General features: G+C 44.9%; 29 protein-coding genes. 14 read left to right on the top strand and 15 right to left on the bottom strand.

The genetic code is table 11. From position 1 onward, the window contains the following. The 3 genes from Q369_RS29350 to Q369_RS0124905 form a co-directional block, all read right to left on the bottom strand. Nucleotides 1–401, bottom strand: a 401-nt coding sequence (locus tag Q369_RS29350) for a hypothetical protein (protein ID WP_035333826.1), incomplete at its 3' end; no start/stop codon positions are given. Nucleotides 402–559: 158 nt separating this feature from the next. After that, on the bottom strand, nt 560–1,015 hold the full coding sequence (locus Q369_RS0124910) for a hypothetical protein (protein WP_031530436.1): 456 nt from the start codon (nt 1,013–1,015) through the stop codon (nt 560–562). Between the two features lie 4 nt (nt 1,016–1,019). Continuing rightward, the gene (locus Q369_RS0124905) at nt 1,020–1,481 is read right to left on the bottom strand and encodes a sigma-70 RNA polymerase sigma factor region 4 domain-containing protein (protein WP_031530435.1); all 462 of its coding nucleotides are present in this window, start codon (nt 1,479–1,481) and stop codon (nt 1,020–1,022) included. 240 nt (nt 1,482–1,721) lie between these two features. On the opposite strand from Q369_RS0124905, the gene Q369_RS0124900 reads away from it, so the two are divergent. Beyond that, nucleotides 1,722–2,381 (top strand): HAD family hydrolase, encoded by a 660-nt coding sequence (locus Q369_RS0124900; protein ID WP_031530434.1) that lies wholly within the window; start codon nt 1,722–1,724, stop codon nt 2,379–2,381. A gap of 2 nt (nt 2,382–2,383) precedes the next feature. On the opposite strand, the gene Q369_RS0124895 is transcribed toward Q369_RS0124900, so the two are convergent. Further along, nucleotides 2,384–3,013 carry a C40 family peptidase gene (locus Q369_RS0124895; RefSeq protein ID WP_031530433.1) on the bottom strand — a complete coding sequence of 210 codons (630 nt, stop codon included), beginning with the start codon at nt 3,011–3,013 and terminating at the stop codon, nt 2,384–2,386. A gap of 208 nt (nt 3,014–3,221) precedes the next feature. On the opposite strand from Q369_RS0124895, the gene Q369_RS0124890 reads away from it, so the two are divergent. The 8 genes from Q369_RS0124890 (at nt 3,222) to Q369_RS0124855 (ending at nt 9,995) form a co-directional block, all read left to right on the top strand. Continuing rightward, nucleotides 3,222–3,833, top strand: coding sequence for a fumarylacetoacetate hydrolase family protein (locus Q369_RS0124890; RefSeq protein WP_031530432.1), 612 nt, complete (start codon nt 3,222–3,224; stop codon nt 3,831–3,833). Between the two features lie 50 nt (nt 3,834–3,883). Then, nucleotides 3,884–5,839, top strand: a complete 1,956-nt coding sequence (locus Q369_RS0124885; protein ID WP_031530431.1) for a M23 family metallopeptidase — start codon at nt 3,884–3,886, stop codon at nt 5,837–5,839. Between the two features lie 3 nt (nt 5,840–5,842). After that, a complete protein-coding gene (gene bcp / locus Q369_RS0124880) occupies nt 5,843–6,301 on the top strand; it encodes a thioredoxin-dependent thiol peroxidase (protein ID WP_031530430.1) in 459 nt (152 codons plus the stop codon). A 104-nt stretch (nt 6,302–6,405) separates the two neighbouring features. Further along, nucleotides 6,406–7,263 carry a transketolase gene (locus tag Q369_RS0124875; RefSeq protein ID WP_031530429.1) on the top strand — a complete coding sequence of 286 codons (858 nt, stop codon included), beginning with the start codon at nt 6,406–6,408 and terminating at the stop codon, nt 7,261–7,263. A gap of 55 nt (nt 7,264–7,318) precedes the next feature. Beyond that, nucleotides 7,319–8,278, top strand: coding sequence for a transketolase family protein (locus tag Q369_RS0124870; protein WP_031530428.1), 960 nt, complete (start codon nt 7,319–7,321; stop codon nt 8,276–8,278). Between the two features lie 199 nt (nt 8,279–8,477). Beyond that, on the top strand, nt 8,478–9,020 hold the full coding sequence (locus Q369_RS0124865) for an RNA polymerase sigma factor (RefSeq protein ID WP_031530427.1): 543 nt from the start codon (nt 8,478–8,480) through the stop codon (nt 9,018–9,020). Nucleotides 9,021–9,075: 55 nt separating this feature from the next. Continuing rightward, the gene (locus Q369_RS0124860; RefSeq protein ID WP_031530426.1) at nt 9,076–9,516 is read left to right on the top strand and encodes a hypothetical protein; all 441 of its coding nucleotides are present in this window, start codon (nt 9,076–9,078) and stop codon (nt 9,514–9,516) included. A 17-nt stretch (nt 9,517–9,533) separates the two neighbouring features. Continuing rightward, nucleotides 9,534–9,995, top strand: coding sequence for a hypothetical protein (locus tag Q369_RS0124855; RefSeq protein WP_031530425.1), 462 nt, complete (start codon nt 9,534–9,536; stop codon nt 9,993–9,995). A gap of 86 nt (nt 9,996–10,081) precedes the next feature. On the opposite strand, the gene Q369_RS0124850 is transcribed toward Q369_RS0124855, so the two are convergent. The 4 genes from Q369_RS0124850 to hisB all read right to left on the bottom strand — a co-directional run bounded on the left by Q369_RS0124850 (nt 10,082) and on the right by hisB (nt 14,201). Next, complete coding sequence (locus tag Q369_RS0124850) at nt 10,082–11,659, bottom strand: SulP family inorganic anion transporter (protein ID WP_031530424.1); 1,578 nt, start codon at nt 11,657–11,659, stop codon at nt 10,082–10,084. A gap of 47 nt (nt 11,660–11,706) precedes the next feature. Beyond that, entirely contained in the window at nt 11,707–12,354 is a 648-nt protein-coding gene (gene can / locus Q369_RS0124845) for a carbonate dehydratase (RefSeq protein WP_031530423.1), read from the bottom strand. Nucleotides 12,355–12,451: 97 nt separating this feature from the next. Further along, nucleotides 12,452–12,748: a hypothetical protein gene (locus Q369_RS0124840; protein ID WP_031530422.1), complete on the bottom strand. Its 297-nt coding sequence runs from the start codon at nt 12,746–12,748 to the stop codon at nt 12,452–12,454. A 328-nt stretch (nt 12,749–13,076) separates the two neighbouring features. After that, nucleotides 13,077–14,201, bottom strand: coding sequence for a bifunctional histidinol-phosphatase/imidazoleglycerol-phosphate dehydratase HisB (gene hisB / locus Q369_RS0124830; RefSeq protein ID WP_031530421.1), 1,125 nt, complete (start codon nt 14,199–14,201; stop codon nt 13,077–13,079). Between the two features lie 183 nt (nt 14,202–14,384). On the opposite strand from hisB, the gene Q369_RS0124825 reads away from it, so the two are divergent. The 4 genes from Q369_RS0124825 to Q369_RS0124810 all read left to right on the top strand — a co-directional run bounded on the left by Q369_RS0124825 (nt 14,385) and on the right by Q369_RS0124810 (nt 18,003). Beyond that, entirely contained in the window at nt 14,385–14,978 is a 594-nt protein-coding gene (locus Q369_RS0124825) for a riboflavin synthase (RefSeq protein ID WP_031530420.1), read from the top strand. Nucleotides 14,979–15,047: 69 nt separating this feature from the next. Next, nucleotides 15,048–15,845 carry a PASTA domain-containing protein gene (locus tag Q369_RS0124820; RefSeq protein WP_031530419.1) on the top strand — a complete coding sequence of 266 codons (798 nt, stop codon included), beginning with the start codon at nt 15,048–15,050 and terminating at the stop codon, nt 15,843–15,845. Beyond that, nucleotides 15,820–17,679, top strand: coding sequence for a T9SS type A sorting domain-containing protein (locus Q369_RS0124815; protein WP_031530418.1), 1,860 nt, complete (start codon nt 15,820–15,822; stop codon nt 17,677–17,679). Before Q369_RS0124820 ends, Q369_RS0124815 begins: the two co-directional genes overlap by 26 nt. A gap of 24 nt (nt 17,680–17,703) precedes the next feature. Continuing rightward, a complete protein-coding gene (locus Q369_RS0124810) occupies nt 17,704–18,003 on the top strand; it encodes a rhodanese-like domain-containing protein (RefSeq protein WP_031530417.1) in 300 nt (99 codons plus the stop codon). A gap of 58 nt (nt 18,004–18,061) precedes the next feature. On the opposite strand, the gene miaA is transcribed toward Q369_RS0124810, so the two are convergent. Beyond that, nucleotides 18,062–18,979, bottom strand: a complete 918-nt coding sequence (gene miaA, locus Q369_RS0124805) for a tRNA (adenosine(37)-N6)-dimethylallyltransferase MiaA (RefSeq protein WP_031530416.1) — start codon at nt 18,977–18,979, stop codon at nt 18,062–18,064. Nucleotides 18,980–19,149: 170 nt separating this feature from the next. Between miaA and Q369_RS29415 the strand changes: the two genes are divergently transcribed. Beyond that, on the top strand, nt 19,150–19,722 hold the full coding sequence (locus tag Q369_RS29415; RefSeq protein ID WP_205624368.1) for a hypothetical protein: 573 nt from the start codon (nt 19,150–19,152) through the stop codon (nt 19,720–19,722). 81 nt (nt 19,723–19,803) lie between these two features. On the opposite strand, the gene porN is transcribed toward Q369_RS29415, so the two are convergent. The 6 genes from porN to Q369_RS0124770 form a co-directional block, all read right to left on the bottom strand. Next, the gene (gene porN / locus Q369_RS0124795; protein ID WP_035333837.1) at nt 19,804–20,847 is read right to left on the bottom strand and encodes a type IX secretion system ring subunit PorN/GldN; all 1,044 of its coding nucleotides are present in this window, start codon (nt 20,845–20,847) and stop codon (nt 19,804–19,806) included. 54 nt (nt 20,848–20,901) lie between these two features. Next, a complete protein-coding gene (gene porM, locus Q369_RS0124790; protein WP_084165855.1) occupies nt 20,902–22,494 on the bottom strand; it encodes a type IX secretion system motor protein PorM/GldM in 1,593 nt (530 codons plus the stop codon). An 85-nt stretch (nt 22,495–22,579) separates the two neighbouring features. Next, nucleotides 22,580–23,398: a type IX secretion system motor protein PorL/GldL gene (porL, locus tag Q369_RS0124785; protein WP_031530412.1), complete on the bottom strand. Its 819-nt coding sequence runs from the start codon at nt 23,396–23,398 to the stop codon at nt 22,580–22,582. Nucleotides 23,399–23,512: 114 nt separating this feature from the next. Continuing rightward, the gene (porK, locus tag Q369_RS0124780; protein ID WP_031530411.1) at nt 23,513–24,586 is read right to left on the bottom strand and encodes a T9SS ring complex lipoprotein PorK/GldK; all 1,074 of its coding nucleotides are present in this window, start codon (nt 24,584–24,586) and stop codon (nt 23,513–23,515) included. Nucleotides 24,587–24,930: 344 nt separating this feature from the next. After that, nucleotides 24,931–25,908: a PorP/SprF family type IX secretion system membrane protein gene (locus Q369_RS0124775; protein WP_084165854.1), complete on the bottom strand. Its 978-nt coding sequence runs from the start codon at nt 25,906–25,908 to the stop codon at nt 24,931–24,933. Nucleotides 25,909–26,040: 132 nt separating this feature from the next. After that, nucleotides 26,041–26,823 carry a uroporphyrinogen-III synthase gene (locus Q369_RS0124770; RefSeq protein WP_031530409.1) on the bottom strand — a complete coding sequence of 261 codons (783 nt, stop codon included), beginning with the start codon at nt 26,821–26,823 and terminating at the stop codon, nt 26,041–26,043. Nucleotides 26,824–26,865 lie beyond the last annotated feature (42 nt).

The following is a 26,865-nucleotide window of genomic DNA, read 5'->3' as shown; positions in this document are numbered from 1 at the left end:
TCTGTTGCAGCTTTAAGTTGCCCAATTTCAGCGCTATGCTTTTCAATCGAGACAGTGTTGCCTTCAATAGCTGCTCGGCTTAGTTCAATTTCAATGTTGTTTAACTCGATTTTAAGCGTGTTTTCATCAATGCGGTTACCGTTGCCGCTAATATCCACACTGTTCTTTCTGACAACTTTAATAAAGTTCTTCATTAACTCTTGTGTGGCGGACTGCTTCCTATCAAAGGAATGCTGCTCCTTCGCCAGCTCCCTAACCTCACTTTTAAGATCATCAAGGCTAAATTCCAGCCTTTCCTGCCCGCTTTGAAGTGCTGCTTGTCCGTCGTCGATCCTGTCCAGGCGGATTAACATGTCTGCGATTAAATCTTCCACATTACTGATTCTGTCTCTGTCTTTCATATAGGATGTGCCGTAAACAAATATAATGATTCTTCATTATCCTATACGGAAAAGACAAGGGTTGGTAACGGGGTGAAGTTGAGAAAATTCAAAAAAAACACCTGAGCACAAAAAAGCCGAAGTACAGGCTCCGGCTCTATCCAAATTCAATTTATTCTCTACCTGGTTTGTTCAACCTGCATTTTTAGTCTTTCCAGTTCTTCCTCCTGGCTTACTGTTTTGAAATAATAATAAAGCCCCGCTATCAGGAAGATTTTCGACAATATGAATACTGCAATGAACGCGGGTCGCCAGAATTTATGGACTTTGATATGTGTATCGTTCACTTCTACGTCCAGATACTGCCGGTCGGTTTTCTCCGCATTGGAAAATTCCTGGCGCGCCTTCTTATCACGCGTGCTTCTCAGTTTGACTACCTCCCGAACATCTTCCGGCGGTGTTACCGACTCTCTGACGAAATATTGATTAATACCTGCTTCGAGTTCAACAACATACTCTTCAAGAGCCTGGTCCGATTCAACCATTTGCCTGACCTTCGTTTGCTCCTCCTGGTTTGTGAGTCCGAGGAGATGGGCTTCCAATATTCCGCTTTCTATAAATTCCTGTGTTTTCAATGCTTTAAGCTTTGCCGTTTGTTTTGAAAAAATCATGGAAGCTGCGTAGCACTTCAGATTTTGTAATGTTTAATTTAACTGCCACTTCGTCCGGCGTAAGTCCGCGGCGAAATGCAAGGTCAAATATGACTTGGGGTGTTGGTGTGCCTGAAAATGGTGCATTGTCCTCTTCAAGTGCGGTAAGCGATGTCAATTTCTTTTTTGCTTCTACTGCCTTCGCGCGCGCCAGCTTGATAATGCAGGCGGCGTAGGAAAATGGATAGCTGTTGCAAGATTGAAGCAAAGGAGATGAAAATACACTTACCAGGACTTCCTGCGCCAGATGCGGTTGTGGAATGATTTGTAAAACAATGCCGTAAGCCATCGCACCAAACTGATCGTAAACTTCGAGCGAACTCAGGTTCCTTTCAGGCTTTGAAACAGGTTGCGGCCCCGCTGCATTGCTTATCCTTTCTAATTCATTCATACTCTACAATTAATTAAACGAAAAGGTATTCAATCCCGGCTGTAAAAAGCCGTGTGGGAAAGAAACAAGAAGGCCCATTTTACTTGTGACTAGTTAACAAGTTAGGGTAAATTTAATAGAATAACATTATTATCTGCTATTTCCAATCGAAACTTCTGACTGCTCCCGCAACTGACTGATTCCGTCTCAGATCGGTTAACCAGCTTGATTGATAGGCGTGTCGTTGCATACCTTTGTAGTATGAAAGATCCAATAGCAGTTATTTTCGATATGGACGGTGTAATTTGCCACACCAATCCGTACCATTCCAAAGCCTTCCGCGCATTTTTTTCGAAGCGTAACCTTAGTCCAACCGATGCTGACTTTGCTGCCCATATGTATGGTAAAAGTAACAGCTACATTCTCAGCCATTTTCTCGAAAGGGTAGTGGAAGGAGAGGAGCTTTTGCAGCTTGAAGATGAAAAGGAAAGTTTGTTCCGAAAAATTTACGAACCTTTTGTAGAGCCAATCAGCGGCTTTGTTCCGTTCATTGAAGATTTGAAAAATAATCAGGTCAGACTGGGTGTAGCTACTTCTGCACCGCGCGCCAATCTGGATCTAATTTTCGGTAAAGTGCCGGTAATGGATTACCTCGGTTCTGTGCTGGCGAGCGAGAATGTGACGAAGCACAAGCCGGATCCCGAAGTGTATCTTGCTTCTGCCAAAAACCTCGGTGTTACCCCACAGCAATGCATTGTTTTTGAGGATTCGTTCTCCGGGGTTTCTGCGGCGATCAATGCGGGAATGCGTGTAGTCGGCGTTTTAAGCTCGCACACCAGGGAAGAGCTGCCTCCGTGCGATCTGTATATTTCAGATTATCAGGAAATGTCTTTTGCGAAAGTGAATGCGCTATTTGCCTGATATCAAAAGGGCCGCATTGCTTTGACGAAACGGCCTTTGAAATAGTTAGAAAACAAATTGTCTTCTCTTACGCCGCGCGAAGTAGATGCGTGGATGAATATAATTTCCTGCGGACTTCTCACGTCGGTTACAATACCGGCGTGGGATACGTAACCTTCCTTGCCGGCTTCCGGTACAAAAAACAGCCAGTCGCCTGCTTTCAAGTCTTTTAACTGACTTACCTCCTGCCCAAATTCAGACTGCTGCCAGGAGATGCGCGGTACTTTCACGCCAATCTCAGAGTACACCGAACAAATTAAACCCGAACAATCGATCCCATTCTTGTCATTCCCTCCCGAACGGTAGGGAGTACCTGTATAAGTTCTTGCTACCTGCACAACCTGCGGGATTTCGGCGCTTGATAAGCTGCCCGGATTGGAATAAACAGGCTTTGTAGCCGGCCTCGCGGCGGTACTCGGCGCTGGTTTTCTTGCAGGCGCTTTCGGTGCGGGCTTGCGCGATGTCAGCGTGCGCCTTCCGCTGGTCTTGGCGTAGCTAGGTTTTTCAGGTGTTTTGCGGAGGGTATCACAGGAAGTCAGGAGGTTGAGGACTAAAAATGAAAAGAAAATGGAAAGAGTAATTTGCTTCTTCATGCGCAAGCTTTGAATTGAAACAATGTTTAACCAAAAATAGCAAGAATTTATTCTTTTGAGCAGCTAAGCCCGCTCTTGCCGGCAGGGAACATCTATATGTAACAACTGTTTCAGGAGCGAAAAATTGTGGCAAATGTTATGTCACTGGCTGCTTTGTAAGTAGTTTTGTTATTGACAGAAATACACATTTAAACCAGATTTACCCCGAATGAAAATAATTTGTGTAGGGCGGAATTATGCGGATCATATCGCGGAGCTGAACAATGCAAAACCTGATGCTCCTGTTATTTTTCTAAAACCTGAAACTGCTCAGCTGCGCCTGGGAGAGCCTTTTTTCTATCCTTCTTTTTCCAAAGATGTCCATCACGAAGTGGAGCTGGTGGTTAAGATCAATCGCGTCGGCAAGAATATTGAAGAGCGGTTTGCGCACAAGTATTATGATGAGATCGGAGTGGGTATTGACTTCACTGCCAGGGATTTACAGTCTGAGTTAAAAAGTAAGGGATTACCCTGGGAGCTCGCGAAGGCATTTAATGGATCGGCGCCTGTGTCAGAATTCGTGCCTATATCTGATTTTGAGGATATCCAGAACATCAATTTCAGTTTGGATATCAATGGAGAAATAAAGCAGCAGGGTAACTCGTCGATGATGCTATACCGGATCAACTACCTGATTTCGTTCGTTTCCCGCTATTTTACATTGAAAAAAGGCGACCTTATTTTTACAGGTACTCCCAAAGGAGTTTCCGCCGTGCAGATCGGGGATAAGCTCACTGCATTCATTGAGGGCAAGAAGATGCTTGAACTATTCGTTAAATAAACCGTATTCTTCAAGTTTATCGGCCAGCTGCGCCGCAATCTCCTTCTTTCATGCATTATTGTTTCCGGGCAATCGTCCGCATCAGCTTTTTTGCTTTGGGTTTTGCCTTTTTGGGCGGGGCTGCTTTTGCCCAAAAGTTGTCTTACCAAAAAGATTACTATCAATTTCCGATCCGGCCCGGATTGCCTAATTCACTGGCCGGCGGGCTTGGCGATCTCCGGAGTAACCACTTTCATGCGGGTTTGGATATCCGCACCGAGCAGCGCGAGGGATTGCCGGTTTATGCTGCGGCGGAAGGTTATGTATATAAAGTAGGTGTACAGCGGACTGGCTATGGTAACGTAATATACCTGCGGCATCCGAATGGACAAACAACCGTTTACGGGCATTTGCTGAAATTCAGTGAGCCGCTGGCCAGCTATGTGCGGGAGGAGCAATATAAAAAGCAGACTTTTGAAACGGAGCTCTTTCCCGAAGAAGGAAGGTTTGCTGTTAAGAAAGGCGAGGTGATCGCCCTCTCAGGAAATACGGGCGGATCAGCTGGTCCGCATTTGCATTTTGAAATCCGTGATTGCAAGAACAATTATCTCAATCCGTTGTATTTCGGGTTTAAGGAAATCCGCGACGTAACTCCGCCCAAATTCGTCAATCTCGCCATTCGTCCGCTTGATATCAATGGGCGGGTGAATGGGCAATTTGACAGAAAGGTATATGCACCTGTCAAGCTTGCAGACGGATCTTACCGCTTGAAAGAACCCGTAACTGCGACCGGAATGGTCGGTTTCGATCTTGTTGCGCATGATCAGATGACGGGGACTGGTTTCCGATACGGACTGCAATGTATCGAGATCACAATGGACGGGCAGGAGGTATTTTCTTACAACATTGAAATTTTCCCCAGCACTTCCACAAGGGATTATAATAACCTCATCGACTACCAAACCGAGCAGGCGACCGGGCAGCGGTTTTTGAAGTGTTATGTTCCTGATGGAAATACATTTAATCTCTACAAAACCAACGCTTTTCAAGGTAAGCTCAACATTACGGATACGCTGAACCACCAAGTCAAAATCCGGATTTCAGATTCCTACGAAAATGCTTCCGAGCTGCTATTCACTATCAAAGGTGAGCCGAGGAATCCTCCATTGCGGATGGATACTACAGAAGTACGTCCGGAGTGGGTTCAAACGGATGTACAGGAAAACACGTTGGTTGTGAAAGCAAAGTATTACCGGAGTACCATTCCATTTGCGACCTATTTTGTCGACGGCAAAGAAGTAAAAAATGAGCCGGACCTTTACGCTGATGATGCAGCTGTTTTTCTGACTGATTTAAGGGAGTATCGCCCGGACTCTGTGAAAGTGGCTAATACTACTGTCAAGACTTACCTGCGCAGCCAGATTTTACCCGGGGTTGCCTCTGCGTACAAGGCTGAAAAGTGGGGCGTGAGCTTCAAGAACACCAGTTTGTTCGATACCCTGTTCCTGACCGGTCAGCAGAATTTCAATGCATTGACAATCAACAACCGCGGCACTGCATTGAACGATTACATTTCAGTTTCATTCACCCCGGAAAAGATACCTGAGAACAAAGAGAAAACAAGGGTTTATCGCTACCTAAATGGAGACTACCGGTTTTTGGGCGGAACGTGGAACGACGACCGTATTGAATTTGATACACGAGAGCTGGGCACTTTCGTAATTATGGCGGATACATTGCCGCCGAAAGTACGCTTGACCGAACATAGCAAGACGCGTATCACCGGCTTTATCAGCGACCCCACGTCCGGCATAGAAAGCTTCAATGCATTTGTAAACGGAGAATGGGTGCTCTTGAATTACGATTATAAAAAAGCATATATCTGGTCTGAAAAACTCGACAAGAGCAAGCTTTTCGAGGGCGAGCTTGTGCTTGAAGTAAAGGACAGGGCGGGAAATAGTACTATCTTGCGAACAGAAATCACCGAACCGGTTGTTATTCGTAAGAAGGTTAAACGTAAAAAGTAAACTATGGCAATTGAGGCAGGAGAGCCCGCACCCGCATTTTCAGCGAAGGACCAAAATGGAGACGAAGTAAAACTTTCGGATTTTCAGGGAAAAAAACTGGTTCTGTACTTTTATCCAAAAGACGATACCCCAACCTGCACGACGCAGGCCTGTAACCTGAGAGATAATTACGAAGAGCTTATCAAAAAAGGGTATAGTGTACTGGGAGTAAGTGTCGACGACCAGAAGTCGCATTTAAAATTTATCAAAAAACATAACCTGCCTTTCTCACTTCTTTCTGATACCGACCACAAGATGGTGGAAGCTTATCAGGTTTGGGGCGAAAAAACGAATTTTGGGAAAACTTATATGGGTATAATCCGCACTACTTTCGTCATTAATGAAGAAGGTACCATTGAGGAGGTTATTCAAAAGGTTGAGGCCAAAAATCACGCAGGTCAAATTCTTGGTAAAACTGAGTAATTATAAGTCATTTTGCCAGTCCGATTAAGCAGACATTTGCCTGGTTAAGTCACTCATCGCGAGGGCGGCCGGATTTAACATAGTCCAATAGAAAATCGATAAAAATGGAAATTGAACAACTAGAAAAAGTAGCTTCACAAGTTCGCAGGGACATTGTACGCATGGTGCATGGCTGCCAGTCGGGTCACCCGGGCGGCTCTCTCGGCTGTACCGAATTATTAGTGGCTCTGTACTTTGAGCGGATGAAGCTGAAAGAGACAGACGGAAAGCCTGTTTTTGATATGAATGGAACGGATGAAGATCTGTTTTTCCTGTCAAACGGTCACATTTCTCCGGTATGGTACAGCACGCTCGCTCGCAGAGGTTATTTCCCGGTTGAAGAAATGGCTACTTTCCGCAAGCTGGATTCAAGATTACAAGGTCACCCAACTACACACGAGCATTTAGAGGGTATTCGCATTGCGTCAGGTTCACTGGGGCAGGGAATGTCTGTGGCGATCGGGGCTGCATTGGCTAAAAAGCTGAATGGAGATAAAGGTCTGGTATATGTGTTAATGGGCGATGGTGAGCAGCAGGAAGGCCAGGTTTGGGAGGCAGCTACGTTTGCGCCGCACCACCAGGTTGACAATCTTATCGCATTTATCGATTTGAACGGACAGCAGATCGACGGTCCAACCGTGAAGGTAATGAACAACCTTGATCTTGGTAAAAAATACGAAGCTTTTGGCTGGGAGGTAATTTCCATTGAAGAAGGTAATGATATGGCAGCAGTGCTGAAAGGTTTGTACGAGGCGAAAAGCCGCCTTGGTCACGGCAGGCCGATCATGATCCTGCTTCACACCGGAATGGGCTATGGTGTTGACTTTATGATGGGAAGCCACAAATGGCACGGCGTTGCGCCAAACGATGAGCAGCTGGCAGCAGCGTTGGGTCAGTTGGAAGAGACTTTGGGAGACTATTGATTTCAGATAACCCAAATTCCTTTAAGCCATTATTTTATTTTACGATATCAAACTCATGAAAAAATACACCTTCACTGAAAAGAAAGATACCCGCTCGGGTTTTGGTGCCGGAATGCACGTTTTGGGTCAGCAAAATCCCAATGTAGTTGCACTTTGCGCCGACTTGGTGGGCTCTTTGAAGTTAGAGCCATTTATTAAAGAAAATCCGGAGCGCTTTGTTCAATGCGGGATTTCGGAAGCGAATATGATCGGTGTTTCAGCTGGTTTGACGATTGGCGGTAAAATCCCATTCGCAACTACTTTCGCGAACTTCGCAACAGGCCGCGTTTACGATCAGATTCGTCAGAGTGTCGCGTATTCAGGTAAAAATGTGAAAATCTGTGCATCTCACGCAGGTTTGACATTGGGTGAAGATGGCGCTACCCACCAGATCCTGGAAGATATCGGAATGATGAAAATGTTGCCTGGAATGACAGTGATCAATCCTTGCGACTACAACCAGACCAAAGCCGCTACCATCGCGATCGCTGATTATGAAGGTCCTGTGTACCTGCGTTTCGGCCGGCCGGTAATCCCTGTATTTACCGATGCAGACCAGAAATTCGAGATCGGAAAAGCGTGGATGGTAAACGAAGGAACTGATGTCAGCATTTTTGCAACCGGTCATATGGTCTGGGAAGCGATCCAGGCGGGCGAGTTGCTGGAAGCAGAGGGCATTAATGCGGAGATTATCAATATCCACACGATCAAGCCGCTTGACGAAGAAGCTGTTTTGAAATCTGTTGAGAAAACTGGCTGTGTGGTTTCTGCCGAAGAGCACAACCGCATTGGTGGACTAGGCGATAGCATTGCGCAGGTTTTAGTGAAAAACAAGCTGGTTCCGCAGGAATATGTAGCTGTGAACGATAGCTTCGGCGAGAGCGGTACCCCGACGCAGCTTTTGGAAAAATACGGACTGACGGCCAAGCACATCGTGGAAGCTGCCAAACGTGCGATTGCCAGAAAGCAGGCTTAACGCAATCAAAGTATAGTAGTAGAAGTTATAAATCAAGCCCGGTGGTAGGTGAAACATGGCTTTCGCTCCCGCTGGGCTTGATTTTTGTTTGATGGAACGGAAAAATCAGCTATTATTGACTTACGTTGATTCTTGTTTTGGCGGCAATGCAGCTCACTTTGCGCTTTCCAGGATTGACTTACAGGTTAGAACCTTTTAAATGTCTGACGAAGAATTATTATCCCTTTTTGCAAATCCCGAAACGCGTCGAAACGCTTTCAATCAGCTGGTGCGGAAGTATCAGCAGAAAGTATATTGGTTAATACGTAAAATGGTCGTTGACCACGACGATGCAAACGATGTTACCCAGGATGTGTTTATTAAGGCGTGGACTGCGCTCGAAAACTTTCGTGGTGATTCCAAGCTGTACACCTGGCTTTACCGCATTGCGAGCAACGAGGCGATCAACTTTTTGAACAAAAAAAGAAGAAAGTACTTCGTCCCGATCTATGATGTTGAAAATGAACTGGCAGAAAAGCTGGAAGCCGATCCGGAGGTAAGCGGCGACGCAATTCAGTTGAAATTACAGAAGGCAATACTAAAACTCCCGGAAAAACAGCGGCTTGTTTTTAACCTCAAATACTTTGAAGAACTGCCTTATGAGGAAATTTCGGAGATCACCGGAACGTCGGTAGGAGCGCTGAAAGCTTCTTATCACTGGGCGTCCAAAAAAATTGAGGATTATTTAAATGACAATGATTAAACCATTTGTAAAGCAAACAGTCAAACTTCCGACAAAGTAAAAAATATTAATAATTATGGATAAGGGACGTATACGATTGGAAGATATCCGCAAGGAGGTTCCATTTTCGGTGCCCGAGGGTTATTTCGATAAGTTGCCCCAGCAAATTCAATCCAGGATACCTGCTGAGCCAGCCCGGAAACCTGTCATAAGCTGGAACTGGCAACGAGTTACAGGCTTGGTGTCGGCGATGGCGATCATACTTATTCTGGTATGGGTAACTGTTCCGGAGCGGCAAGGTTCTCTCGGTCAGGAACCATTGAGCGGCGTTAGCAATGCTTCCATTATCAATTATCTGGAAGAAGAAAATATCAGCTATTACGATCTGAGCGAGCATAAAGTTGTTCAAAAAGCATTTGATACCGACTCTACAGTTTTGTATTATCTGGACGGGCTTGACGATAATCTGATCCGCCAGCAGATCCAGGAAACGGTTACTGCGCAAGAGACTATTTGACCCTAACAGCATTAAAAATGAAGTATAAGCTTATCACCCGAAGATACCTGAACATTCTTGCCGGCCTTTTCATTGTCCTGGCATCAGCTTCCCATGCGAACGCGCAACAGCGCTCGGAAGAGGAAGTTAAGAGGATACAGGATGCAAAAGTGGCAATCATAACAAACCGGCTCAATCTCACTCCGGAACAGTCGGCGGGGTTCTGGCCTGTTTACAATGAATATTCCCAGAAGCGCCGAGAAATCCATCGCTCTCAACGAAAGATCATCAATGACAAGAAGGCGGAGGGGAAAACAGACGACCAGGTTCTGAACAACCTTAAAGAAGTACAGGATTTGCGGCAGAAGGAGCTCGACCTTGAAAAGGAATATCAGAACAAGTTTTTGAAAACCATTACAGCAGCCCAGGTAATTGAATTGTACAAAGCAGAACGTACATTTAACGATATGCTTATTCAGCGTCTCAAACAGAAAAATTAGCGTACCTGATCTATTGGACTATTACAAAAAAGTAATCCCACAACCGAGAACCGGATTGTGGGATTTTTTTGTGATTTGTATTTATCTCAATGTCCGCCTACGGCCTGAACATCGTTGATACCTCTGGTTTCAACAGTAATATTCCGCAGCGGGGCAGAATGCTTTTTGAAGTCCTGAATGATTTCGAGAACGTCGTAGTCAATGTTGAGTGATTTGCTTCCATCGATGATCACCGTGGCTCCGTCCGGCAGGTTTTCCAGTGTCGCATTGATACTTCCTTTATTCAGAAATGTCACCTCTTCCGACAAGATCAATGTGATAACCTCGCCTTCACGATGCTGCTCCTTGACATAATGGTAGGAATGCTGGTAGTTTTTTCTCAAAATAAAATAGATCGCAACTACCATTCCGACAGCAATCCCTTTTAACAAATCAGTGCTGAGAATAGCTATAATGGTTACTATAAACGGAATGAACTGCTCCTTTCCTAACCGGTACATTCCCTGGTAAAGAGAGAATTTGGAGAGTTTATAACCTACCATCAACAAAATAACAGCCAGGGAAGCAAGGGGAATGTAGTTCAGGAATTTAGGAATTAAAACCGCTGACAGCAGCAAAATAGACCCGTGAATAATGGTGCTCATCCGGGTGCGGCCACCGGAGTCGATATTAGCTGAACTGCGCACGATTACTTGTGTCACAGGCAAGCCTCCTATCAAACCCGAAGTCATGTTACCTATGCCTTGAGCAATAAGCTCTCTGTTGGTTGGCGTACTGCGCTTGAACGGGTCAAGTTTGTCTGTTGCTTCCACAGAAAGGAGCGTTTCGAGACTGGCCACGATTGCGAGCGTCAATGCTATTGTATATACTTCCACTCTCTGAAAAGCGGAGAAATCCGGTGTTTTAAAGAACCCGAAGAACTCACTTGGAGTTGAGGCAACCGGCAGTTGCACCATGTGCTCGCCGGAAAGCGTCCAGCTCGGCATGAATGCTGCATACGCAAGGTTTAGTGCAACTCCTATCAGTACGACAAACAATGCCCCCGGCACAAAGCGGAAAAGCTGAATGCGTTTCATAAAGGGCTTGTCGAACAGAATGAGTAACCCAAGGGATACCGCAGAAATAATAATCGCGCCGGTGCTGCTATATCTTACAGAGTTCCAGATTTCCGTAAACGTATTCTGACCATCCTTTTGATTGAACGCTTCGTCGCCCATAAAGTCGGCATCGTACCCGAAAGCATGTGGAATTTCTTTCAGGATCAGTGTTATACCAATTGCCGCAAGCATTCCCTTGATCACTGAGGATGGGAAGTAGTAGCCGATGATACCCGCTTTTAACAAACCTGCAATCACCTGCAATGCACCGGCAATGACCACCGCCAGCAGGAACGCTTCGAAACTCCCGAGGGTGTCGAGTGCATTGAGGACGATTACAACAAGCCCGGCGGCAGGGCCGGCTACACCTAATGAAGATCCGCTGAGCGAGCCAACTATAATTCCACCTACCATCCCGGCAATAATCCCCGAAAAGAGCAGGTCGGACCGGCCGGTGGACGCAAGTGCAACCCCAAGGCAGAGTGGCAGTGCCACCAGGTACACGACGAGTCCCGAGGGGAAATCGTATTTGAGGTTGGCCAATAAACTCTTATTTTTCAATGACATACGACTGATGCGAAAGGATAGTTAGTTTTTTAATTACCAGAGTTAGCTTAAACGAGTTGAAGGCTTTCCAAACGGTACACATCCTCAAAGTCGTTGGTATTGTCAGCTGTTACGTCCAAATCTTGCAGAATACCCGATTTAATATCGTAAACAAGACCGTGAACTTGGAGTGCTTTGCCATTTGCCCAGGCATTTTGCACGATGCTTGTTTTGGATAAACCACGAACCTGTTCGATCACATTCAGTTCAACAAGCCTGTTGCTGCGCAATTGCATATCTGAAATAGCATTCAGCTCTTCCTGGTGCAGCCTGTAAACATCTTTAATGTGGCGTAACCAGTTGTCTATTAGTCCAACCTGCTTATTTCCCATTGCGGTAAGTACACCGCCGCAACCATAATGTCCGCAAACAATGATGTGTATTACACCAAGAACGTTCACCGAGTAATCGAGTACGCTGAGCATGCTCATGTCAGTGTGGATCACCATATTGGCAATGTTGCGGTGGACAAAGATATCGCCCGGCTGAGTGCCGGTCAGTGCATTGGCCGGAACCCTGCTATCGGAGCAGCCAATCCATAGAAATTTAGGGCTTTGTCCTTTAGCCAGGTTATTGAAAAAGTCTGGATTTTCCTGGGTGATGTCATTCACCCATTTCTTATTGTTTTCGAACAATTGCTGATATGATTTGATCATGATCTTTGATTAATATAGAAATAAAAAGATATAATCCTAAATTCCAAAGGATAATATTTATCCATGAAATGCAGGGACATTACAAAATCGGGGGAAATCAGATCAGCTCAGGAGGTGGGGAGAGCAGATTATATACAATGTCATTCCGAAAACTGATGGAATAAAGAAAGGAGTTCTTCGGTGGAATGGACAGGTAGAAATGGTCAAAATGAACCACTTGATCATTAAAGAGCTGATCGTCACTCATTTTTTCAACTTCCGTCTTTTCATTATCACAGGTACCAGTATCACAAGCCACAGACATTTTGCTTTTGAGAAGCAAAATACTCGCTACATCTGTGGCTTTACAGATGAGAAAGGTCGTGAGCAGTATGAGACACAGTGTTCTAAGCAACGTATTTCGGAATTGAGAAGCGAATTGTTAACGCCTGGTTGGGCTAAAACGTTCTTTAGCAGGTAATTTATTACAAATGGTACAGAAAATAAGTTACCGCTGCATTCTGATTGGAGACAAAAAAAGGGCGATGAAGCCCTGTTACTTATTGGTTTTCCAATTCTTTTCATTGTTCTCAAGCCAGCGTCCCACGAGGAATGCGGAACCCAGAAGAACAATATAGAAAACGATCATTATTATTGTCATTCCCATAACTAATCAATTAAATAGACTTTTGACTTTGACAAAAATAGGTAAAAAATGCAAATGGAATCTATTTGAACAAAATTTATAGTACGCCTTTTGTAGAAGGCATAAAATCCAATGCTTTCAGATCGCGGCGCACGGCCATTTTGATCGCCTTGGCAAAAGCCTTGAAAATAGACTCGATCTTGTGATGCTCATTCTGGCCCTCTACTTTGATATTCAGGTTCGACAATGAGGTATCGGAGAATGATTTGAAGAAATGGAAAAACATTTCTGTCGGCATTTCGCCAATTTTTTCGCGTTTGAACTCCGCATCCCATACAATCCACGGCCGACCGGAGAAGTCGATAGCCACTTGTGCAAGAGCTTCGTCCATTGGAAGCAGGAATCCATACCTGTTAATACCCCTTTTATCGCCAATCGCCAAGCGATAAGCTTCGCCTAATGCGAGTGCGGTATCTTCAATCGTGTGGTGCTCATCTATATGTAAATCCCCTTCGACGCGGATAGAAAGATCTGCGCCCGAATGCCGCGCCAGCTGGTCAAGCATGTGATCGAAGAAACCCAGACCTGTGTGAATGTCCGACCGGCCGCTACCGTCCAGATTAAGGGCTATTCTGATCTGTGTTTCTTTGGTATTTCGCTCGACGGAAGCAGTTCGCGAAGGTAATTTCAGATGCTCGTAAATCACATCCCAGTCAGTTGTGATCAATGCAGTTGCCGATTTCATCTCGTCCGAAATGCTGCTATCAGGGAAGGACTCTGAAAACAAAATTGCTTTTGAGCCCAGGTTAACAGCCAGTTGGACGTCAGTCAGTCTGTCGCCGATCACGTAGCTGTTGGCGAGATCATATTCGTCGGTGAAATAGGAAGTCAGCATAGCAGTGCCGGGTTTGCGCGTCGGGAGGTTATCTTCCGGGAAGCTTCTATCGACGTGAATAGCGGCAAAATTTACATTCTCACCTGCAAGTATATGCAGCATTTTATTGTGGGCCGGCCAGAAAGTCGGCTCCGGGAAAGAGTCGGTTCCCAAACCGTCCTGATTGGTTACCATGACGAGTTCATAGTCTGTTTCTTCTGCTATCTTCCGAAGATTTGAAATTGTTTTGGGCAAAAATTCTAGCTTTTCAAGAGAATCGACCTGGAAATCCGTTTTAGGTTCTACAATAATCGTTCCGTCCCGGTCGATAAATAGTACTTTTTTCATTCGTCAAATAGTAAGAAGATAGCAGCAATGCATGAACTGCCTGGCTGTGATTTCCTGCAAAGTTCGCAAAGTATAGGAAATTGAAAAACGATCCCAGCGAATGAACACGAGTTTAACGCATTTATTAAGAATAACAGTGCGCGAGAAATCTTAACTTTGCCTTTCAAACATGAAATGAATAGGATGTTTACAGGAATTGTTGAAGCACTGGGCGAGGTTGTGAAGATAGAGCAGGAGGGGACTAACAAGACATTTACTTTATCGTCTTCCCTAGCCAGAGATTTTAAGATTGATCAGAGTATCAGTCACAATGGCGTTTGTTTGACGGTAGTCGCGGTTGAGGGAGAGCATTACCAGGTTACCGCCATTGAAGAAACGCTTTTGAAAACAAACCTCGGGCAGCTGGTACCCGGCAGCAAGGTCAACCTGGAAAGATGTATGCCTGCAAATGGGCGTTTCGATGGGCACATTGTGCAGGGGCATGTGGATCAAACCGGCATTTGCACCCATTTGGAAGAAAGGGACGGAAGCTGGCTGTTTGACTTTGAGTATGATAGTGCAACCGGCAATATTACCGTTGAAAAAGGCTCTATCTGCATTAATGGCGTGAGTCTCACGGTGTTTAATTCTGAAAAGAATGCATTCAGGGTAGCGATTATACCGTACACTTATTCCTTTACTAATTTTCACTCACTACAAGCAGGCGATTCTGTTAACCTGGAATTCGATATTTTAGGCAAATACATTAAAAGAATTCTTGGCGCTTATGCAGTTTAGCATATTGGCTTCTAAGATTATTACGTTTATTTTTACCCGCATATCATATTTCGTGCATCAGATACATTCATGGCCAAGATAAGTACGCAGTCCAAAAAGGACCTCTTTATACATATAGGAATAATCGTCTCGCTGCTTCTGGTAATTTTTCTCGGCTTTTTCTTTGTTTACCTTCCTTTTACAACCAATCACGGCGAAGCAGTCACTGTCCCTGATCTGAAAAAGAAAAGCGTGGCCGGCCTGGAAGAGTTCTTAAACAGCCGGGATCTTCGTTATGAGGTGGATTGCACATTTGTGGCCAACATCCCTCCGCTTACTATTATTGCGCAGTATCCACCTCCGGGAGCAAAAGTGAAAGAAGGCAGAAAGATATATGTGACAGTAGTATCAAGAACTGCGCCGTTGATCAAAATGCCAAAGCTGACTGATATGACGCACAGAAGCGCCCAGCTGCTTCTGAAGAGCGTCGGCCTGGAAGAAGGAAACATTTCTTATGTGCCTGATATGGCGCAGAATGCTGTATTAAGGCAAATGTATAATGGAAAGGAGATCCTGCCCGGCCAGCCTATTACCAAAGGGTCGAAAATAGATCTGGAACTTGGCGAAGGCCTGGGTACAGCCCAGTTTGAAGCTCCGTCCGTAATCGGAATGCCACTTGACGAAGCCAAAATCGCGATCATTGGATCTGGTTTGAAGGTAGGCCAGCAAATGGAGGTCAAGGCGGAAGAAGGCCAGGCGCCAGGATCAGTTGTAAGACAAAATCCCGATGCAGGCAATAATGTGAGAATTGGAGATGTAATTGATCTTTGGGTAACGCCGCAGTCTTTGGAACCAACTGAGAATGAAACTAGCCAGCCTGAGCAATAGCCTGTTTAAGTCCGAAAAAACTGTTTTCCTTTTCTGGATACTGCTGCTGACCCAGTGTCCGTCCCTATATGCACAACTTAAGATCGTTCCGATTGATGAGTCGGCGTATGAAGCTGAAATGCAGGGCTATGATGAGCGTAACCTGAGAACGCAGGTGTTGACTCTCCCTTTCTTCGATGATTTTTCAACTACCCGCACCGCTTCTCCGGACACGAAATACTGGCTTCCGGGCAGTGGCGTATATGTGAATAACTCACAGTCAGCTTCGCACCCTTCGCGTAATCTGGTCACATTTGACGGACTTAATGCGGGTGGCACGCCTTATAACCTGAACAATCAGCTTGGTCAGGGCTTCACGGATACACTTACTTCTCAACCAATCAATCTTGCAGGTAAAGCAGCCTCTGACTCGGTGTACCTGAGTTTCTACTGGTCCGCAAAGGGATTTGGCGAATTACCTGATTCGAGCGATTTCCTGAGCTTAGAGTATTTCAACAGAAACAATCAGTGGGTTACCGTATGGCAGCAGAATGGATTTGAAGCAGATACTACATTCCGGCAGGAATTTGTAGCTATCACTAATGCAGCTTATTTGCACGCCGCTTTTCAATTCCGCTTCCGGAGCTTCGGTCGAACTTCGGGCGCCTATGATACATGGCACCTCGACTATGTTCACCTTGACGCGAAACGTTCGAGGAAGCAGCCCTATATCTTCGACGTAGCTACCCGCAAGGCGATTTCGCCGCTTTTAAAAAGGTATACTGCTATGCCGCTGCGCCAGTATCTTGTGAATCCCGCCGCCGCATTGTCTGATTCGATCAGAACTGATATTGTCAACCATTTTAATAATTTCAATGTACTGACCAGCACATTCACCTTAACTGACCAGAAAACGGGAAAGGAGTTCCAGCGTAATGTGCAGCGTTCAATCTTTGTAGAATCATTGAAGTCGAAGGCTTTAAGCGTAAAATTGGCGCCTGCTGCGATAACTGCTCCCGGAGACTCCATTCAATTATTGGCGAAATTTTATCTTACAACTACCGACACGATCCCGAATGTGAATTTGAAAAACAATGACACGATCGTTTCCAGGATTGCTCTGACGGACTATTTCGCATTTGACGACGGAAGTGCGGAGTACGGCATTCAGGTCAATCAAAAGCTGGGTCGCGTAGCTGTCAGATACATTCTCGCCAAGCCTGATACAATCGGCGGAGTAAGGATCGCGATCGTTCCGTTTAACAGAGATGTAGCAGGTCAAAACTTTACGGTCCAGTTTTTGAGTAATAAAAACGGAAAACCGGATCAAATTCTGGCACAAAGGTCTGTTTCTGCATCGTATGCAGCCGTTCGGAATGGTTTTGCCGACTACCGGTTGAGCGCTCCTGTTGCAGTTTCCGATACTTTTTACGTGGGCTGGCAGCAGATCAATGAGCAACCTTTGACGCTGGGTTTTGACAGAAATTCATTGTTTGGCAAGGATCAGATCTTCTATAATCTGGGAACTGAATGGGCGCGGGAGCAATCCTTAAATGGGAGTATAATGATCCGGCCGTACCTTGGAGAAAAGGCCCTGGGAGTAGTGACCGGGCGGGAGGAAATCGGGAAGGAGAACTGGTTCTATCCAAATCCAAGTAAAGGTACTATCAGCTGGAAGGCGAAAAATCTGAATCAGATCGACATCTATTCAAACGATGGTAGGCTGATTGAATCGGTTTTACCAGAACGTAATCAGCAGTCTCACGAATTAAAAGGAATAAAGGACGGAATCTACATTCTGAAAGCTTCCGACGGGAAACGATCCTTTGTTCAAAAAATGTTAATATTGAAATAGCTTTTCAGTAAACAAATTCTCGAAATGGATATCACAGTTGAAGAACTTAAAAAGAGACTTGATGATGGTGAAGACCTTCATTTCTACGATGTGCGTGAAGAACACGAGTATGAAGAAGATAATCTCGGTGCCAAGTTGATCCCCCTCGGCGAGCTTCCCGATCACTTGGACGAGCTTGAACCTCTCAAAAACGAAGAACTTATCATTCACTGCCGGTCAGGCGCAAGAAGTGGTAAAGCTGTCAAGTTTCTCGAATCCCAGGGATACACGAATGTCAGAAACGTTGTAGGAGGCATTCTCGCGTACCGGGAACTGGAAGATTAACTGATTGCAGGCACTTGGCACGGCGATTTACATACTTGTAAAATCGCCGTTTTTGTTCTTACCCGGCTAGTTGCTGGTTTATAAAGCCGCGTATCGCACTATAATCCTCCACATCAAACCATTTAAAATCGCCCTGATGACGGAACCAGGTCAACTGGCGTTTTGCGTACCTTCGTGAATTCTGCTTTAAGAGCCGGATCATTTCGGCTTCATCGTATTTGTTGTCAAGAAATTCAAACACTTCCTTGTAGCCAACCGTTTGCAATGCTTGGTGCGCACGGTATGGAACAAGACTTTTTACTTCTTCTACCAATCCATCGTGCAGCATAAGGTCGATGCGCTTGTCAATGCGGTTATACAGCTCTGTGCGGTCGCGGTTCACTGCGATGCAAATCGGTTCAAAATCCCTGCTCTTTACATTTCGAAGCTTGTACTCACTGATTGGCGTGCCGGTTGTATAATATACTTCCAATGCACGCACCACCCTTTGTGGATTGGATATTTCGCTGGAACCCGCAAAGTTTGGGTCGATAGCAGCAAGCTCCTTTTGCAAAGTCTCCAGACCTTGCGAATGCCATTTTTCGGTCAGCGATTCTCTTAATCCTGGCGCAGGAGCGGGCAGATCGTCCAGTCCTTCCAGCACAGCCTTTATATAGAAGCCGGAGCCCCCCGTCATAATCAGATAGTCAGAATGCTCAAAATGCGCTTCTAGGAGCTTGATTACGTCTCGTTCGAAGTCGCCCGCGCTGTATGTTTCCTGAATGGAATGAGAGTTGATAAAATGATGCACAACTTGCTGCAGTTCTTCATTGGTGGGTTTTGCAGTACCGATGTTCAGTTCGCGAAAGAATTGCCGCGAGTCTGCAGAAATTATTTCTGTCTGCAAATCCATTCCCAATTTCACTGATAATGCTGTTTTTCCCACAGCTGTCGGGCCTGCAATTACGATAAGCTTTTTCTTTCCGGTATTCGGCATTACGAGAAGGATTAGTGACTTTTTTTCTATAATTTATGGCTCAAACTGCTTAGGCTTCGTCATTTTAACAAATCCTTGCGTATTTATTTCAAATCTTTTCTTTTCAATTCACATTCTAAACGTAAACAACTATGTTGAAAAAATTATTACTATTTGCCTGGATCGGAGTGATGGTTCTAGCAGTTAGCAGTTGCGAAGGTCCGGAAGGTCCTGCTGGTCCGAAAGGAGATACAGGTGCAGCCGGCCCTGCGGGTCCAGCTGGCCCTGCTGGCCAGGATGGTACTGGAGGAGGTGGCGGTGCAGCTATATTTTCTCTTGGCGAAATTGAATCAACAGTGGATGGGGGACTTAGAGGTCAAATCGGCTTGGACAGTTTATCAGCGGACGAGATCGAGATCTATGAAAGCGCAGTCGTAATGGTATATGTAAAAGCACAAGGCGTTTGGTGGCCTCTCCCGGGAACAGTGAGCTTTGGTGAAGGTAAGGTGAATAATTTCACTTTCGTTCATGGAGTAGACGATTCTACCTTTTTTGTAGATATCATTAACTTGGGATGGTCCGAAGATGTTGAGAAGGCTCCTATGAGAACCTTTGAGGATATCAGATTGATTTTCGTCCCGGGCGAGCTGTTGAGAACTTCTGCCGAAGTTAATTGGAAAGACTACAACGAAGCTGTTAAGGCACTTGGTTTGTCAGAAGGCAGCGTTAAGCTAGGTAAGAAGATCAAATTGTTACGGAAGTAACATTTAGCAAAATGCTATAAAAGTAAAGAGCACCTTGGATGAGGTGCTCCTTTACTTTTATAGCATTTTAAATTGCAGATCTTAATATTCCCAAAGACCGTGCTCCAACTCCATTAACTCCTGTTCGTAATTAAGAGATTTGATCAGCGCTTCTTTTTCTCCATTATAGATATCTAAAAACGCCTTGTCATTGGCATTGGAGAACTTGGTGATCCTTCCGTAGAATAAGCGAAGGTCAAATGCGTCAGCCAGGTTCTTATTTTGCGCTGTATTATGCGTGTTGTACCAGATGTACTTCTTAGGATCGCTTCTGAACAATCTTTCCACGTCTTTGTAGCGGAAAGATGCAACCGGGATCTCTAAACCAGTAGCTGTTTGCTCAGCAGGCAGAATAATCGACAGTGTCTGGATATCGTTGTAGAGTCTTGATCTTTTTTTGTCGAAAGTCCAGTCTTCTTTTATTTCAAGAATGCTTAACTGGTCTGGGAAATACTCTTCTTCTGTTGCTGCTACCTGCGTGTCAAATGAAGTCGTATCTGGCTTTGGCTGCTCTACAACTGGTGGCTCTTCTTTTGCTACCTGCGTGTTTTTAGCACCCTTTTTACTTGACTTTTTCTTTGGAGGTCCCCAACCATCATCCACCGGCTCCGCTTCTTTCTTGGCAGCAGCACCCCAGCTATCATCAGCTGGTTGTGTTTGCTTCGCAGGCTCAGCTGCTGGCTTTGCGCCCCATCCATCATCGGTTTTAGCAGGTGCTCCAAATCCTGCCGCAATCTCTTCTGCCGATAGTCCGGCAGTCTGGTTAGGGATCAGGATGCGTTTATGAAGTTCGTCACCAGTGATTTTAGTTGCGCAGGAATCATTTGTATATGCATCAATTAACCCTGCTTTCGCAGCATCAAGAAGATAACGCGTGATCTCATTGTTCTTAGAGAACATGGAAATGTTCTGCTTTTCTTTAAGATCCACCCTTCTCCAAAGTGTCCTTTTCATCATCACATCTCCATCTGCAATAGGACGTGACGAGAAAACATTAGCAGTCGAATCCTCTTTCTCCTGTGCAAATGCAGATCCCGAAACTAGGGACAAGGATAATAAAGACCATGCAATCGTTTTTCCATTCATTCTTCTCATATCGTGCATAAGTTGTATTGTCCAATCAACGACTAAAATGTTGTCTTAGTATAAAGTAACCTGGCGAGTTTGGGTTCCCATTTCGACTTCGCTGATCGCTCCTTTGAAGTTCTGACGCTCTACTTTGAGAATCGAAATAACGTACCGGTCACCAGGCTGTGCCTGTTGTGCAAGCGATGATATAGAACCACCTGAGCCAGATAGCGTAACACCATTAATACGGCGTGATCCTCTTGCAAGTGATACCTCTATTTGCGACACTCTAAAGCGAGCATCCTCTGGAGAGAAGTTCTTAAAGCTCTCATCCGGAATAGCCACAACCTGAATGCTTCTTGCGCCTGTTGCAGGTGCACCTTTTCTTTCGTCAAAAGGAGCTCCATTGACCCTAACTTCCAACGAAGGTTTCGGAACCCGATTTACCCGGAACGGCTCTGATCCAAGCACATTTCCTGCATTGCTTACTGTAATGTTCAGTTGAGCCCGGTTTGGAACAATAGTAAATTTACCTTTTTGTCCACTTGGAATGATTTCACCACCATCTGTTGAGAAGGTAGGTGCCCAAAGTGCGCCTAATGCAGGGCTCTGAATGCTCAGCTTGTTGGCACAACCGAAATACAATGGAGGTAGTGTTCCTGTTTCGATCTGGTAAGTTGGCTTCACTACAAAGTACTCCTGATTCATGGTGTACGTGGTATCTCTTCCGGATGGAGTAGGGATTGTTATCCTTGCCTGAAGTTCACGTCTTGCAAGTCCTTCTGCATTGTATCCGCCGCCCTGTGCCGTAAACTCGATCAAACCGATTCCGTTTTCAACCTTCACTGGCGATCCGTTCAGGCTCATTCTAGGTGTGATGCCACTGGCAGAAGCTGCAATGAACATTTGACCTTTGAATTTGGTACCTGCAACAACGGTCTTAGCATCTGCGCTTACCATTGCCAATACCCGGTCGAACTTGATGTCAGCAGCACCTACTTTGCTCGCAAGATAGTTCAAGACTTCTCCTTCCATTCTGCGGATGTCCGTCTGCTTCTGGCTTAACACTGCAAGAGCAGCTGCAACGGGAGTTTGGGCGAAGTTCAGTTCAGCGAAATCTTTATTACGTTGTTCCTTATTGCCTTTTGCTACCGGATCCTGATTTCCGTCCAGCGCAAGAGGTTGAAACTTATTAGGCGTGATTTGGTTCAATTGCGAAGTGAAGCTGTTAAGGCTTTTCTGCAGCTGGTATGCTTTTCCATTTTTAGCACCTCCAACCATCAGCTCAGCTACCTTACCTTCTTCCTGCGGATTTTTAATCGCTCCTTCCTCATTCAAACCGCCGCCTGCGTTGTTAATGATTTCTTGCTTTAATGCATTAATTGCGTTAGTAATCTCGGATGTGTACTGACGAACCTGGTCTGCTTCCTTTAAAACGGCAATATCAGCCGAACGGTTACCTGCTTTCTCAACAGCCGCTTTGATTTTAAGTACTGTTTCCTGGTTGATTTTATTGGCTGCGCCTGAGGACAGTTCCAAAGAATTGTTCAAGAGAATGAATTTTTCTATAATGGCTGAACTTACCTGCAATGCAAGCATCGCTGTAAGTACCAGATACATCATTCCAATCATCTTTTGACGGGGTGTTTCTTTTCCACCTGCCATATTATTCAGTAATCGGTTTCAGTGATTAAATAATTTAGGTAGACAAGCTTTTACAATGATTTTTGTAAAAGCTTGTCAGAGGGTTTTACGCGTTTCCGCCACGCATAGCGGTGAGCATGTTACCATAAATGCCATTCAAAGAAGAAATGTTAGTTGTCAATTTCGACATCTCACTTTTGAATACCTGAGATTCTTTGGTCGCATCTGCCATATTTTCCATCGCAGCAGTAAGGTTACCATAGAATGCATTCATAGCTTTCAGGTGTTTGGTAGTGTCCTGAAGTTCAAGCTCATAAACCGCGTTTAATGCACCCATGTTTTTGGTGATCTGCTGGAATTGCTCGCGATATGATTGCGCATCTTTGGTCGCATCTGCCATGGAGGTCATCGCATTGATGGCTACTCCATAAGATTTGTTCATATCACTGATCGCAGTTGACGCAGTTTTCACATTTCTTGCGTAATCATTAGTAGCAACAGTTGCGTCAGTCAGGTCAGTGATCTTGCCAACTGTTTCTGAAAGGTTTCTGAATCCTTTGCCAAGGCTGTCAAATACCTCAGGAGAAAGCTTCGCATTGTCAAGCATGTTGTCAAGCTTGGCAGTAATGTTGCTGCTTTGAGTTGTTGTACCGCGAGTGATCGCAGGTCCATTGTAATCATCAGCAAGTTCAGGATACACTCTTGTCCAGTCCGGATCTCTATCGGTGGATTGAGTTAAAGTTTGCAACGCATAAAGTAAAAATATGAGTACTTCAGTTCCAAGACCGGCAGTAAGCATCGGGCCGCCTCCGTCCCAGTGTTGAATCTTAAATAAAGCTCCTAAAATTACAACGGCAGCACCAGCGCTATAGATTGTTGGTACCAGTTTATCCCAAAAAAAATTAGGTCCGCTATTCTTAGCCATACGAATTAAAATCGGTTACAGTGAATAAATTAAAATAGATACTATGAGTTTGAAGGGATCGAAAAAAAGAAGCAGGGTATTTAACACTGCTTCTCTTTAATGTAAGTTTTGTGATTAGCGACGACGGGCACGGGCACCTCCACGGTCGTTAACATTGTCCATCACGCAGCGGAAGCCGATGAAAGCGCGACGTTCAGTTTCATATTCGAAAGTTCTTGTACCAGTTTGCAGATAGTAGGCAATGTCTTTCCAAGATCCGCCTTTTACCACTTTACGGGGCTCATCAGGGTTGTCATATCTTGGGTTCATATCCCAAACAATTGCTGTGGCATTATCGGTGTAAGCATCCGAAGTCCACTCCGCAACGTTTCCGGCCATATTATAAAGACCAAAGTCGTTTGGATTGTATGCGTTAGCCGGACCTGTATAAGGGTATCCATCTGCATCATAATTTCCGCGTTGCGGCTTGAAGTTCGCCAAGAAGCACCCCTTTGTGTTCATTGTATAAGGGTTACCCCAAGGATATTTCGCAACTGCGCGTCCACCTCTTGCTGCCCATTCCCATTCTGCTTCTGTTGGAAGACGGAAACCTGTTGAATTGAACTGTCCTTCTTTGTTCTGGTAATCATGAAGCAGATTAGTACGCCATTTTGAGAAATACTGGGCGCCTTGCCAGCTCACACCTACAACAGGGTAGGTGTCAAATCCGGGATGCTGATAGTAGTATTCTACAAAAGGATCACCATTAGAATAAGCAAAATCCTTTTTCCATGCAGTAGTATCAGGATAGTATTTTGTCATAATTTCTTCTTCACCTAACACAGACACTGAGTCAACCAGGAGTGCATTCACGAACTGGCGATACTCGTTGTTGGTGATCTCGGTATCGTCCATAAAGAACGAACTGATGGTCACACGGCGGTTCATGTTGTTCATAGAAGAAGCAATGTCTTCATCAGCCTGGCCCATCACGAAAGAACCCGAAGGGACTACCACCATTCCAGCAGGAGTAGTTTGTTTATAGCCTTTTCTGGCAGTTGCAGTAATTTCTCCATTTTGTATACCGCTTTCTTCTTTTCCTCCCTTGCCAAATTTACTCTTGATAAATCCGCAACTCTGCATGAGCATAAGAGCGGCTATCAAAAGCAGACTTTTGACTCCATCCCGATAGAACACTTTCACATTCATAGTGGTTTTGTAAAATTTTAAATAATAAAATGCTAGCCTAAAAACGATAATTGATTCTGTATAGTATAATTGAAAAAGACAAAAGCTACTCTGTTCTGAGCTGATTCAGCGAGTGTCAAATGGAAACAAATACGCACTCAGAGCTGCCAATTCGGATTTATCGACTTAACGTAAAGAAAAAGAGAATTGGTATAACAGTCGATAATTTTACAAATATAAATTAAAGTTTAACAAACTGCCTTAGAGGATTTAGTTAAGCGATTGTAAAAAAACAAGTCGAAAATAGCTGGAATGGTATTTTGGTACTTTAAAATTGAACATTACAAGCTTTCCTGCCGTGGCGCTTAGAACCGGAAACGTGGTGTTCTGATGATCGTTTTCTTGCCAAACTTTGGTGAAGGGAGTGCATACGACAGCATCACTTCGAAAGAGGAAGGTGATTTGGCCCTGTCACCACCTAGCACCAGATCGTACGCTCCGGATAGTCGAAGCGATTGGTCAGGGAGCAGATAGATTCCACCCATCAATATGAAATAAGTATCCTGCTGACGGTAAGTGCCTCCGATCCAGTAGCGTTTGTTATAAGTGACAGTTGCTCCCCCTTCAACAGAGACGGTACTGATATCTGACTTTACTAATACGATAGGTTGAATATCGAGCAAATAGCCAAGTTCAATGTTGACGCCGGCGTTAAAGTATAATGTACGCGGCAATGGGTTAGTACCTGATTCTGACCCAAGCTGGTACTTCGGTTTGAGCAGGTGATTGGCAGACACTCCCGCATAAAATGCATCGGCCTCGTAACGTACGCCGACTGACACATCAGGGTTTATCTCCGAGATCACACCGGTTTGAATCAATGGATCGTCAGGGTCCCGGGCCCGTAGCTTTCCGTAATCAACTGCCTGGCGAAACAGCCCTGCGCTTGCACCTACCTGGAAGTTGCCGCCAGCCAGCGGGATGTGGTAAGCAGCAGACAATTTGAAATCCTGATCCGTTCTTGGTCCGCTGCGGTCATTCAATGCATAAAAGCCGATCCCGAAATTTTTGATCGGCATGCTGAAAGAGAATAGTTGTGTCGAAAGCGCTCCTCCTTCGTCTGTCAGATTTGTGCCCTGGTAACCTGCATACTGTGTCCGATGTATAAGCTGGAATTTGGTAAGACCGTCTGCGCCAGCTGCTGCCGGGTTAAGATAAAGCTGGTTTAAAGAAAATAAGCTAAACTGAGCATCTTTCTGGCCAACAGCAGCAAAGGGAAGCAAAAACAAAATGGCAAGTAACCGGTTATTTTTATTACTCCTTATAGTAAACTTCAAAGTCATGCTTTTGGGTTTGTTTAGGGAATCTACCGAAGGTTTTCAGTTTTGATTTATAACGCATATTGCTTAAAAAAATTGATATAAACACAAAAAAGCCCCGGAAATTTTCCAGGGCTTTTGAGGTGAATTTTAAGCTTATATGCCGTTTGCTTGCCTGATATAAAGGTCAAGTGCACCGGTCATTGAAGGTGCATTTGGCAACGGCGCCTGAATGTCAAGAACGAGGCCGGCATCTTCAACAGCTTTTGCTGTTGTAGGGCCAAAGGCAGCAATGCGGGTGTAGTTTTGTTTGAAGTCCGGAAAATTATCAAATAACGATTTAATACCTGAGGGACTAAAGAACGCGATTATATCGTAGTATACGTCTTCCAGATCAGAGAGGTCAGCAGAAACTGTCTGGTACATTGTAGCCTCCTGGAAGTGGAATTCCTCGGTATCTGCAAACTCTGGAATGTCGCTTTTTCTTACATCAGAGCATGGATAAAGGAACTTCTCTTTCTTATGTTTCCGCATCAGCTCGATCAGCTCGGAGGCAGTTTTCGTGCCTGTGAAGATCTTTCTCTTCCGGATCACAATGTACTTCTGAAGATAGTTGGCCGTTTGCTCCGAGATACAGAAGTACTTCATTGTAGCAGGTACCTCAATGCGACCCTCATTGCAGATCCTGAAAAAATGATCGATGGCATTACGGCTTGTAAAAATGACCGCTGTGTGATCCAGAATGTTGACTTTTTGCTTGCGAAAGTCTTTGTATGAAACTCCGTCAATTTGAATGAAAGGCCGGAAATCAACTTTGATATTATACTTTCGGGCTAATTCGTAGTAGGGTGAATTTTCGTCGGCGGGTCTGGATTGGCTTACAAGCAGGCTGGTCACCTTTTTAAGCCGTTCCTGATCAAAATTGATAGTATCACTCATGTAAAATCCTCATTAGTTTGTTCCAAACTCATCTTTGTATGC

The organism is Dyadobacter crusticola DSM 16708 (genome assembly GCF_000701505.1).
Classification (GTDB): Bacteria; Bacteroidota; Bacteroidia; order Cytophagales; family Spirosomataceae; genus Dyadobacter; species Dyadobacter crusticola.
The sequence above is the reverse complement of the archived record's forward strand: the minus strand, read 5'-3'. Positions and strand labels throughout refer to the sequence as shown.